Below are 11,825 nucleotides of genomic sequence, written 5' to 3'. Positions count from 1 at the left end.
TTAGCCTTGCATCCTCGGCTTCGCAATCTGGCGCCGCGCCGCATGCCACCATCGTCCATGCCACCTTCATCCTTGGCGCATGACGGCCTCAATCCGTCCCGTGCCGCAATGCCAGCGCCGCGGAGACGGGCCCCAGCACGGCAAGAAACAGCGTCAGCGCGGCAAGAATGAGGAAGGGCTGCAGGAACGGGTCGGGATTGGCCGTCGCGCCATAGCTCGCCGAAACGCCGAAGATCAGCACGGGAATGGTCAGCGGCAGCACCAGCACCGAGATCAGCAACCCGCCGCGCGGCAGCGCCACCGCCACCGCCGCACCGGCGGCACCGATGAAAGTGATCGCCGGCGTGCCGACCAGCAGTGTCAGGGCCGTGGCACCGATGGCAAGCGGCTCCATGTTCATGAACAGGCCAAGCAGCGGCGCGGCGATCACCAACGGCAGCACGCTCCCCGCCCAATGCGCCAGGCATTTCACCAGCACGGTCAGCGCCAGCATGTGGCGGTCGTTGCCAACAACCAAAAGGTCGAGCGAACCGTCCTCGCGGTCGGCCTGGAACAGGCGGTCGAGGCCGAGCAGGCAGGCAAGCAGCGCCCCGATCCACAGGATCGCCGGGCCAATGCGGGCGAGCAGCTTCAGGTCCGGCCCGACGCCGAACGGAATGGTGGCGATGACCGCGAGGAAAAAGATGACGCCGGTCAGAGCGCCGCCGCCGGCACGGATGTTGAGACGGATGTCGCGCAGGAAGAGCGACCACATTATGATGCGGTCCCTTTTTGAGGAGGCAATGCCGACATCAATCGCCCATCCTCAATTCCCTTGCACCGTCCAATCCGAGCGGCAGGTGCGTCGCAGCGACGATGATCCCACCGCCTGCGCAGTACCTCGACATCAGTCCCGCAAACCGCCGCTCCGAGGCCTTGTCCAGTCCCGCCGTCGGCTCATCAAGGAGCCACAGCGGCCGATCACTGACCAGCAGTTTCGCGATTGCCGCCCGCCGCCGTTGCCCTGTCGAGAGATACCCGAAAGGCAGATGGCCGATACCGCCGAGCCCAACGGTTTCAAGCGCTTCTTCGACGCCCAGCACCCCTTCGCCATTGAAATCGCGCCAAAAGCGCAAATTCTCCGTCACGCTCAACACCGTCTTCATCGCATTCTGATGGCCGAGATAGTGGCAGGCTGACGCGACCGACGGGAATTCGTCGCCACCGTCCTCGATGACCGCGCGACCTTCCGCCGCCGGCAACAGCCCGGCAATGATTCGCAGCAGTGTCGATTTTCCAGAACCGTTCGGCCCGGTGACGATCAGTGCCTGACCGCTCTCCAGCGCAAAACCGACGGCGGAAAAAACGGGCTCGCCGCCGCGCTCGCCGCCCAGATTTTCGGCGATCAGCCGCATCCCTGCCTGTCCCCAAAACGAAGCGGCACGGTAGCTGCCGCATCGCACAAATTTGCTTTCCAACTGTCTAGAACTATTCCAGAAAATTCTCTATATGCGGGGCATCCGTGCCAGCGGTCGGCGCGGGAACAGAATTAGCGCCGAACCAGCGCACGCGCCGCCTTGAACGGCTCGGGTTGCTTGGGAACGGACAGCGGAAATGGCCGTACCCGCACCTTTGCGCGTGATTGCATGCCATCGGCGTCCGTTCCCTTTCAGGCTGAACAGACAAGGACGGATCGCACGTGTCAAAATCCCTCGATAGTTTCAATTGCCGCCGCACCCTGACCGCGGGTGGCACCGAGTATGCCTATTTCGACCTCATCGAGGCCGAGAAGAACGGCCTCACCGGCATCGCCCAGCTGCCCTATTCGATGAAGGTGCTGCTGGAGAACCTTTTGCGCAACGAGGACGGCCGCTCCGTCACCAAGGAGAGCATCCAGGCGGTTGCCGGCTGGTTGACCGACAAGGGCACCGCCGGCGTCGAGATCGCCTACCGCCCGGCTCGCGTTTTGATGCAGGACTTCACCGGCGTTCCCGCCGTGGTTGATCTGGCCGCCATGCGCGACGCCATGGCTTCGCTGGGCGGTGATCCGCAGAAGATCAATCCGCTGGTCCCCGTCGACCTCGTCATCGACCACTCCGTCATCGTCGACGAGTTCGGCACGCCGATGGCCTTTGCCCGCAATGTCGAGCTCGAATACGAGCGCAACGAGGAACGCTACAAGTTCCTGAAGTGGGGCCAGCAGGCGTTCCGCAACTTCCGCGTCGTGCCGCCCGGCACCGGCATATGCCACCAGGTCAACCTCGAATATCTCGGCCAGGTCGTCTGGACCAACACCGAGGATGGCGAAACCACCGCCTATCCCGACACCTGCGTCGGCACCGATTCGCACACCACCATGATCAACGGCCTTGGCGTTCTGGGCTGGGGCGTCGGCGGCATCGAAGCCGAGGCGGCCATGCTCGGCCAGCCCGTCTCCATGCTGCTGCCCGAGGTGATCGGCTTCCGCCTCACCGGCAAGCTCAAGGAAGGCGTCACCGCCACCGACCTCGTGCTCACCGTCACCCAGATGCTGCGCAAGAAGGGCGTCGTCGGCAAGTTCGTCGAGTTCTTCGGTCCCGGCCTTTCCAACATGACGTTGGCCGACCGCGCCACCATCGGCAACATGGCGCCGGAATATGGCGCCACCTGCGGCTTCTTCCCGGTCGACAGCGAGACCATCCGTTACCTGACGATGTCCGGCCGCAGCGAGGATCGCATCGCGCTGGTCGAGGCCTATTCCAAGGCGCAAGGGTTGTGGCGCGACACCGGCTCGGCGGACCCGGTGTTCACGGACCTGCTCGAGCTGGAGCTTGGCAGCGTCGTGCCGTCGATGGCCGGCCCCAAGCGTCCCGAGGGTCGCGTCGCGCTGGAAGGCATTCCGGAAGGTTTCGCCAAGGCGATGGAGACCGAATACAAGAAGGCGGCCGAGATCCACAAACGCTACCCGGTCGAAGGCACCAGCCACGATCTCGGTCATGGCGATGTCGTCATCGCCGCCATCACGTCGTGCACCAACACCTCGAACCCGAGCGTGCTGATCGGCGCAGGGCTTCTGGCACGCAACGCCAACCGCCTCGGCCTCAAGCAGAAGCCGTGGGTGAAGACCTCGCTGGCGCCCGGCAGCCAGGTGGTCGCCGAATATCTGGAGAAATCCGGCCTGCAGAAAGAGCTCGACCAGATCGGCTTCAACCTGGTCGGCTTCGGCTGCACCACCTGCATCGGCAATTCCGGCCCGCTGCCGGCGCCGATCTCGAAAACCATCAACGACAAGGGCCTGATCGCTGCCGCCGTGCTCTCCGGCAACCGCAATTTCGAAGGCCGCGTCTCGCCCGACGTGCAGGCCAACTATTTGGCCTCGCCGCCGCTGGTCGTGGCGCACGCGCTGGCTGGAACCGTCACCAAGGATCTTACCACCGAGCCGCTCGGCGAGGACAAGAACGGCAATCCGGTCTACCTCAAGGATATCTGGCCGAGCTCGGCCGAGATCCAGGAGTTCATCGAGAAGAACGTGACCCGCGAACTGTTCGCGCGCAAATATGCCGATGTCTTCAAGGGTGACGAACATTGGCAGAAGGTCCAGGCGCCGGAAGGCCAGACCTATGCCTGGGACGACAACTCGACCTATGTGCAGAACCCGCCCTATTTCGCCGGGATGACCGCCGGTTTCGGCAAGATCGGCGACATCAAGGGCGCCCGCGTGCTCGGCCTGTTCGGCGACAAGATCACCACCGATCACATCTCGCCGGCCGGCTCGATCAAGGCGGCCTCGCCAGCCGGCAAATATCTCACCGATCATGGCGTCGGCGTCGCCGACTTCAACCAGTACGGCACGCGGCGCGGCAATCATGAGGTGATGATGCGCGGCACCTTCGCCAACATTCGCATCCGCAACCACATGCTGGGCGAGAACGGCCGCGAGGGCGGCTACACCATCCACTACCCGTCGAAGGAAGAGGAATCGATCTACGACGCCGCCATGGAGTACAAGAAGGAAGGCGTGCCGCTGGTCATCTTCGCCGGCGTCGAATACGGCAACGGCTCGTCGCGCGACTGGGCGGCCAAGGGAACCAATCTCCTTGGTGTCCGCGCCGTCATCGCACAGTCCTTCGAGCGCATCCATCGCTCGAACCTGGTCGGCATGGGCGTCATCCCCTTCGTCTTCGAGGAAGGCACCTCATGGGCCTCGCTCAATCTCAAGGGCGATGAGCTCGTCGAAATCGACGGACTGAGCGCCATCAAGCCGCGCCAGACGATGACCGCCAAGGTCACCTATGGCGACGGCACGGTGAAGAACGTGCCGATCATCTGCCGCATCGATACGCTGGACGAGCTCGACTATTTCAAGAACGGCGGCATCCTGCAGTACGTGCTGCGCGATCTGGCAGCCTAAGGGCAGCAAGGCGTCAAACGACCAACAAGCCGCCGGAGCCAAAACTCCGGCGGTTTTTTTGTGCCGGTCACGGGGCAGCAAAGAGTGACCCGCGCATGGGCCGGCGTGAGACCAGCATGAGCAAGATATCGGGCCAGATCGTGCCGCGGTGACGCGCCACCGAGGATCATCGAATTGTGGAACCGCCACCGTCGGCGCCCTGGCAGAGATGTCGATACATGGTCTTCCCACACGCCACGCGCTCGCGGCGATGGCGACAAGAAAAAGTCAGCTTCACCAACGCATTGACCGCTCAGGGCTACAGTTGCGGCCAGGCCGCCTCGCAGTAGAGATCGATTGGCGTCAGAAACATTTGTCGCATGCCGATTGCCGTCTGAATTGATTTTGGACCTGGAATGCACACCTCTCCCGTTGTGTCTCGTGGATTGGCCGTGGCAGAGAAATTTCACCGCAACGTGACTTCCCGTTGACTGTTGCTTCTGCCACATATTCCGCCAACCATAACAAGGCCGGCGCCACCGGCGGGAATCGGAACGGCCATGGCATTTCGAAGACTCTTGGAGCTAGCGATGTTTGCGCTGGCGGTCTCGGTGTTTGCCGGATCGGCGGTTGCCGGCCAGGGCGACCGACCCCAGTTCAACCGATCGCAGAACAACAGACCTCTGTTCAGCACGCTCCCGATCGACAAGCCGCAGACCGACAAGCCCCTGGGCGTGGTTGAGCTGTTTACCAGCCAGGGCTGCAATTCCTGTCCGCCAGCCGACGAGTTCTTCGCCGAACTGGCCGCCCGGGAAGACATCGTCGCGCTCGCCTACCACGTCGAATACTGGGATTATCTCGGCTGGCAGGACACGTTGAGCCGCAAGGAGAACACCGAGCGGCAGTATGACTACATGCGCGCCTTCGGCAGCCGCTCCGTCTACACACCGCAAGCCGTCATCAACGGCCGCGTCCACGTCAACGGCGCCAGCCGCGGCGAGGTCAACGGCTCGCTCACCCGACTGGAGAAGGCCGGCGAGGGCATGCGGGTCAGCGTCAAGGTCAGCCGAACAAGCGACCGCGTGATCATCGACACCGGCGACGCCGGGTCAGGCCCCAGTGACGCCCATGTCATCATTGTCTATTTCGAGCCTCCGCAGACGATCAAGATCGGCAAGGGCGAGAACGTCGGCCGCAAGATGACCTACTGGAATTCGGTCGCAAGCATCCAGACCGCCGGAATGTGGCACGGCAAGGCGCAGCGCTACGAATTGCCGATGACCGAGATTTCCAAGAAGGGCGGCAGCGCGGTGCTGCTGCAATCGGTCGGCAAGGATGGCCTGCCCGGCCCCATCCTGGGCGCGGCTTTCATCCACAAGCCGTAGATCGCGGCACGCGGACATCCTGCAAGAGGCCGGTAGGTCATCCGGCGGCCCCGACACGCAGTGCGACAATGTTGGGCAGTCTAAGGCATGTCGCCCAAAATTGCGCAGCGGTTTTGGGATAACGACATGCACAAAACAAATATTTAAAACGCGTTGCATGAATCCGTTCAAACGCGACGCGCTTTAAACTCGCAAAACCGGCGCCTTGCACTTCAACTGAACTGAAGCAGGCATGAAAAGACCGACGTCAGCTTGCTTCTGACGCCGGTCATTTAAGTTTTGGGATCGTCGCTCTCGATTAATCCAAAGAGAAACCGAGGTTGGTTCGATCCGACGCAGACCCGTGGGCGGGGGGCTTGGGGTTTACGAGCCGGTGCCGGACCGAACCGTCTCAGGCAACGCCAGTAAATTCGTCGGACATTGGGGCATGAGCGCGGATAAAAAAAGGCAGAAATGTGGCGAAGCATCACCAATTCCAACAGGGCGCGTTACAAAAGTGACTGGACGCCCCGGAAATGGCGCGCCGCCGCCTCGCCTCGCCGGGTCTTGCAATTGCAGCGCGAAGGGGCCAACTTTGGTTGGCAAAGATTCATTTTGAGGGATCGAGGCATGACTGATGACAGCGGCGGGACGGGGGATGGTGACGCATCCGCGATATTGATCCCGCTGTACGAGGCGCGACGCGAGCGCCTCGACCAGCCGGTGCGCTTCGAACGGCGCGAACTGGACCAGATCCTCAGGCTCTACGGACGCATGGTCGCCGCCAATGAATGGCGCGACTACGCCATCGACCATCTCACGGACAGGGCTGTGTTTTCCGTCTTTCGCCGCGCCAGCGAAGTGCCGCTGTTCCAGATCGTCAAGGATCCGAAACTCGCTCGCAAGCAGGGCGCCTTTGCCGTCATCGCCGCCGGCGGCCGCATCCTCAAGCGCGGCCAGGAACTCGGCCGCGTGCTTGGCGTCTTCGACGGCAAGCTGAAGCTGGTCCAGGCTTAAGCAATTCCAGGAAAAGTGCGCAGCGGTTGTCCGTCCGGAATTGCATAAGAAATCAGGCACTTATTTTTGCTTTTGGAATTTCCGTTCCGGCAATGAGTCCGGATCAGGCGGAGTCGACGCCCCGCCATTCATCGCCAGTTGCATGAACACCGTGTCCAGCCATCGCCCATGCTTGTAGCCGGAGCCTTCGAGGCGCCCCGAATGGCGAAAGCCAAGTTTTTCATGCAGGCGCACCGATGCGCTGTCCGGCCGGCCGTCGCCAATCACCGCGACGATCTGGCGAAAGCCCGCCGCCCGCGCGGCCTCGACCAGATGCCGCATCAACAACAGGCCGACGCCCTGGCCTTTGGCCTCTGGTGCGACATAGACCGAATCCTCGACGATGAAGCGATAGGCCGGGCGGGGCCTGAAGGGGCCGGCATAGGCATAGCCCAGCACGGCACCGTCCTTTTCCGCCACCAGGTAGGGGAAGCCGCCGGCCATCAAACCATCGAATCGCGCCCCCATTTCGGATCGGCTGGGCGGCTCCAGTTCGTAGCTCGCCGTGCCGTGGGCCACAGCGTCGGCATAGATTTCGGTGATGGTGTCGAGGTCGGCGGATATCGCAGCCCTTATCGCAATACTGCTCATCATTTATGCAAACCTGATTTCTGCCTACGATAACAGCAAAAGCCGGCACAAAAGAAAAGGGCGGCCATTGGGCCGCCCTTTCCAAACTCGCTGGTCCAGTCAGACCATGACGCTCGCTCTAGCGGCGATCGCCCATGAACTGCAGCAGGAACATGAACAGGTTGATGAAGTCGAGATAGAGCGTCAGGGCGCCCATGATCGCCTTGCGGCCTGCGACATCCGAAGTATCGCCGTCGAAATACATCTCCTTGATCTTCTGCGTGTCATAGGCGGTCAGGCCCGAGAAGATCAGCACGCCAAGCGCCGAGACGGCGAAGGATAGAGCCGACGACTGCAGGAAGATGTTAATCACCATCGCGATGATGATGCCGAACACACCCATGATCAGGAACGAGCCGAGAGCGGTGAGGTCGCGCTTGGTCGTGTAACCGTAGAGCGACAGGGCGCCGAAAGCCGCTGCAGTTGCGAAGAAGGTCTGCGAGATGCTGGCCGTGGTGTAGACCAAGAAGATCGACGACAGCGACAGACCGACCAGGCCGGCATAGACCCAGAATGTCGTCTGCGCGGCCGAAACGCTCATCGACTGAACGCGGAACGACAGGAACAGCACGGCGGCCAGGGGCGCCAGCATCACCACCCAGCGCAGCGGCGAGCCGAAGATCGCGTAGCCGAAGGAGGTCAGCATCTCGCCGCTTGGCAGTGTCGCCACGGCGGCGGCCGGATTGGTGGTCGTGGCCAGCATGATTGTGCCGACCGCGGCAAGACCCGTGATGAGGAGCCCAAGCCCCATCAGATTGTAGACCTTGATCATATAGGCGCGCAGGCCCTGATCGATGCCTGCATCGACGCCGGCGCCGGGCACGGCGCGCGTCTGATAGTTGCGAATGGGTTCAGCCATTGGAGTCCTCATATTGCTTCTGCCCCGTCGGGTGTCAGGTCCTATCGGACCCAGGCGCCGCTGGCAGGGCTCCAGCATGCCTATGGCGAAATATGATGGTTCTCGGTGTCAAGAACAAGTCCGTAACCGGACTGTAATGCTTCGTGAGACGCACGCAATGCTGTTTTTCGGCCTGTAGAGGCTGATTATGACTCAAATTTAATCAAGTCGCGTCGCCGACGGTCGAGGATCAGAGGTTGCGCAGCACCGGAGCGGCCTTGTGTCCGAGCACCCGCCAGGTTCCGGCAAGGCCCATGCCGACCGTGATCACCAGCGAGAAGACGATGGTCGCCACCGCCACCTCCGGCATGAAATGCGATGGCAGCATCATGATCCTGGCGACGACGAACCACGCGGCGACGCTACCCGCCGCCAGGGCGAAAACCGCGGTGGCGAGCCCGATCAGCATGTATTCCAGCGAGAAGGCCGCTATCAGCGTCCTGCGGGTCGCGCCAAGCGTCTTCAGCACCACCGCGTCATGGACACGCGCCCGGTTGCCGGCGGCGAGCGCGCCGGCCAGCACCAGCACCGAAGCGATCAAAGCCACACCGGCCGCTACCCGGATCGCCGTGCCGAGCTGGCCGACCAGCCGGTTGACGACATCGAGCGCGTCCTTGACCCGCACCGTGGTCACCGCCGGGAAGGCGCGCGTGACGGCATTGAGAAGACGGGCGTCATCCGCCGTCGAGGCGTTCTTGTCGGTCAGCGTCGCCATCCAGCCATGCGGCGCTCCGGCGAATGTGTTGGGCGAGAAGTCCATGACAAAGTTGATCCCCATCGTCTCCCATTGCACCTGCCGGAAATTGGCGATCCTGGCGGTGACGTTGCGTCCCAGCACATTGACCGTGATGGTGTCACCCAGCTTCAGCCCGATCTGCTTGCCTTCTTCGGCCGAGAAGGACACCAGAGGCTCGCCGGTATAATTGTCCGGCCACCACGTTCCCTCCGTCAGCGTGGCGTTCTCGGGGATCTTCTCGTCATAGGTCAGGCCGCGATCGCCGCGCAGCACCCAGGCGCCTTCGGCGGGAACCTCGACCTTGTCGACAGCGATGCCATTCAGCGCCATCACGCGGCCGCGCAACATCGGCACTTTGACCAAGGTACCTTGCGGCGCTTGCCTGCCAACCAGCGTGGCGAACGCATCGACGTCGCTGCTCTGGATGTCGACGAAGAAGAAGTTCGGCGCCTTTTCCGGCAGGCTGCCGGAGATCTGCTGCCTGAGATTGCCGTCGATCAGCGCCAGCGTTACCAGCAGCGTCAGTCCCAGGCCCAGCGACAGCACGACCGAGGGTGTCAGGGCGCCAGGACGGTGAATGTTGCCGATGGCGAGCCTCAGCGCCACGAAGCGCACACGCGGGCTCTTCCTTGCCGCCCATTGCACCAGCGCGCCGACAAGACGCAGCACCAGGAATGCAACAATGGTGGCGCCGACGAAGATCGAGGCGATGCGGCGGTCGCCGGAAAACAGGATGGCCAGCGCCGCCAAGAGCAGCGCAATGCCGATGGCCGCCACGATATAGCGGGCGCGCGGAAAACCACGGCCTTCGAGTCCCATTTCGCGAAACAGCGCGGTGGCCGGCACGTCGCGGGCGCGGCCCAGCGGCAGAAGCGCAAAGGCGAGCGTCACCAGCAGCCCGAACAGCGCCGCCATGCCGAGCGCGCCGGGATAGAACCCGCCTTCCGCCGGCACCGGAATAACCGACTGCAGGGCGGCGCTTGCGGCGAACGGCATCAGTGCTCCGAGAATGAGGCCGAGCACGATGCCAAGTGCCGCGATCAACAGGATCTGCACAAGATAGACGGTGAAGACGAAGCCGCCCGAGGCGCCCAGGCTCTTGAAGGTGGCGATAACGCCGCGCTTGCCGTCGAGATAGGCGCGCACCGCATTGGCCACGCCGACGCCGCCGACCAACAGCGCCGTTAGCCCGACCAGCGTCAGGAACTGCGAGAAGCGCTCTATGTTGGAAGACAAAGCGGGTGCTGCATTGCTGCGCGTGCGGATCGACCATCCGGCCTCAGGAAAATCCTTGGCGGCCTGATCCTGGATCGCCTTGATGCCAGCCTCGGTGGTGCCGGCGGGCAGCCGGATCTTGTAGGCGTTCTCGACCAGGCTGCCCGGTTGGATCAGGCCGGTGGCGGCAAGCCCATCCGTCGAAATCATCAGCCGCGGCGCGAAACCGAAACCCTCCGACACCGCGTCCGGCTCGGTGACGAGCCTGGCGCGCAGTTCGAAAATGGCGTTGCCGAGCTTCAGCCTGTCGCCCAGCTTGAGGTTCAGCCGTTCGAACAGCAGGTCGGGCGCCGCCGCGCCGAAGACGCCGGATTTTTCGCCGAACAGGTCCTGCTTCGACAGCGCCGGTTCCGTCTCCAGCGCGCCGTAGAGCGAATAGGCATCGTCGACCGCCTTGGCCTCGACCAGCGCCTGGTCGGAACCGTCCTCGAGCCGTGCCATCGAACGCATGTTGGCGCTGTGCGACACAGCGCCCAGCCCATTGAGGAAGGTGCGTTCGGCCCCAGTCGCGTCGCGCTGGTTGATCTGGAAGCGCAGGTCGCCGCCAAGCAAGGTCTGGCCCTGATTGGCGACGCCGGCGGTGATCGCCCGGGCCACCGAATTGACGCCACCGATCGCCGCGACGCCAAGCGCGATGCAGGCAAGGAAGATCAGGAAGCCGGACAGGCCGCCGCGCATCTCGCGCAGCGAGAACCGGACGGCAAGCTTCAGCGTCTGCGAAAGCGGCATCAGGCCGTCACCTTGGCGGGCGCTGGCGCCTCGATGCGACCTGAGCGCATCGAAACCTGGCGGCTGCAGCGCGCCGCAAGTGCGGGATCATGGGTGACCAGCACCAGCGTCATGCCACGTTCGGCAGCCTTGGCGAACAAGAGGTCGGCGACCTGTCGTCCCGTCGCCTGGTCGAGATTGCCGGTCGGTTCGTCGGCGATCAGGATGCGCGGCGACGGCGCCAGCGCCCTGGCGATCGCCACGCGCTGCTGCTCGCCACCCGACAATTCGCCGGGATAATGGGTGACGCGGTCGCTCAGGCCCACCGCCGCCAGTTCCCGGGCGGCAACGCCGAACGGATCGGCATGACCAGCCAGTTCCAGCGGCACCGCGACATTTTCAAGCGCCGTCATGTTTGGAATGAGATGGAAGGACTGGAAGACGATGCCGATATTTCGGCCACGAAACGATGCGATCTGGTCCTCGGTCTTGCCGTTCAGCAACTCACCGGCGATTCGTATCGTTCCCGAATCGACCCGCTCCAGGCCGGCCAGAACCATCAGCAAGGTTGACTTGCCGGAACCCGAAGGGCCGACGATGCCAGTCGCCTCGCCGCTTGCGACATTGAGGCTGACGCCTTTCAGCACGTGGACGGAAGACGCGCCTTCGCCGAGCGCCAGCGATATGTCTTTCAGCGCGATGACGGCTTCTGTCAAAATCAAATCGTCCTATATGGGAGGGGAAGGTCGAAATCCGCCTGTGCCGAAAGAGACCTTCCCCGAAGGAATTCCTTGGTCATATGGGGCCTGC

The 11,825-nt window shown here is 63.1% G+C and carries 9 protein-coding genes; 3 read left to right on the top strand and 6 right to left on the bottom strand.

The window, feature by feature from the left end; genetic code table 11:
* Positions 1 to 88: 88 nt before the first annotated feature.
* Positions 89 to 754, bottom strand: a complete 666-nt coding sequence (gene ccmB / locus ABVQ20_RS24445) for a heme exporter protein CcmB (protein ID WP_354462033.1) — start codon at positions 752 to 754, stop codon at positions 89 to 91.
* 37 nt (positions 755 to 791) lie between these two features.
* The gene (gene ccmA / locus ABVQ20_RS24440) at positions 792 to 1,394 is read right to left on the bottom strand and encodes a heme ABC exporter ATP-binding protein CcmA (protein ID WP_354462032.1); all 603 of its coding nucleotides are present in this window, start codon (positions 1,392 to 1,394) and stop codon (positions 792 to 794) included.
* Positions 1,395 to 1,678: 284 nt separating this feature from the next.
* On the opposite strand from ccmA, the gene acnA reads away from it, so the two are divergent.
* From acnA to ABVQ20_RS24425, 3 genes are all read left to right on the top strand, one after another.
* Positions 1,679 to 4,369 (top strand): aconitate hydratase AcnA, encoded by a 2,691-nt coding sequence (acnA, locus tag ABVQ20_RS24435; protein ID WP_354462031.1) that lies wholly within the window; start codon positions 1,679 to 1,681, stop codon positions 4,367 to 4,369.
* A 539-nt stretch (positions 4,370 to 4,908) separates the two neighbouring features.
* Positions 4,909 to 5,733 (top strand): DUF1223 domain-containing protein, encoded by an 825-nt coding sequence (locus tag ABVQ20_RS24430; protein WP_354462030.1) that lies wholly within the window; start codon positions 4,909 to 4,911, stop codon positions 5,731 to 5,733.
* Positions 5,734 to 6,342: 609 nt separating this feature from the next.
* Positions 6,343 to 6,729: a DUF2794 domain-containing protein gene (locus ABVQ20_RS24425; protein ID WP_227344433.1), complete on the top strand. Its 387-nt coding sequence runs from the start codon at positions 6,343 to 6,345 to the stop codon at positions 6,727 to 6,729.
* A gap of 60 nt (positions 6,730 to 6,789) precedes the next feature.
* Here the strand turns inward: ABVQ20_RS24425 and ABVQ20_RS24420 are convergent, their stop codons facing one another.
* The 4 genes from ABVQ20_RS24420 to ABVQ20_RS24405 form a co-directional block, all read right to left on the bottom strand.
* Entirely contained in the window at positions 6,790 to 7,359 is a 570-nt protein-coding gene (locus ABVQ20_RS24420) for a GNAT family N-acetyltransferase (protein WP_354462261.1), read from the bottom strand.
* Positions 7,360 to 7,477: 118 nt separating this feature from the next.
* A complete protein-coding gene (locus tag ABVQ20_RS24415; RefSeq protein ID WP_354462029.1) occupies positions 7,478 to 8,257 on the bottom strand; it encodes a Bax inhibitor-1/YccA family protein in 780 nt (259 codons plus the stop codon).
* Between the two features lie 229 nt (positions 8,258 to 8,486).
* Complete coding sequence (locus tag ABVQ20_RS24410) at positions 8,487 to 11,036, bottom strand: ABC transporter permease (protein WP_354462028.1); 2,550 nt, start codon at positions 11,034 to 11,036, stop codon at positions 8,487 to 8,489.
* Complete coding sequence (locus tag ABVQ20_RS24405; RefSeq protein WP_354462027.1) at positions 11,036 to 11,731, bottom strand: ABC transporter ATP-binding protein; 696 nt, start codon at positions 11,729 to 11,731, stop codon at positions 11,036 to 11,038. Before ABVQ20_RS24405 ends, ABVQ20_RS24410 begins: the two co-directional genes overlap by 1 nt.
* Positions 11,732 to 11,825: the final 94 nt, after the last annotated feature.

The sequence above is a fragment of the Mesorhizobium shangrilense genome (assembly GCF_040537815.1).
Classification (GTDB): domain Bacteria; phylum Pseudomonadota; class Alphaproteobacteria; order Rhizobiales; family Rhizobiaceae; genus Mesorhizobium; species Mesorhizobium shangrilense.
The sequence above is the reverse complement of the archived record's forward strand: the minus strand, read 5'-3'. Positions and strand labels throughout refer to the sequence as shown.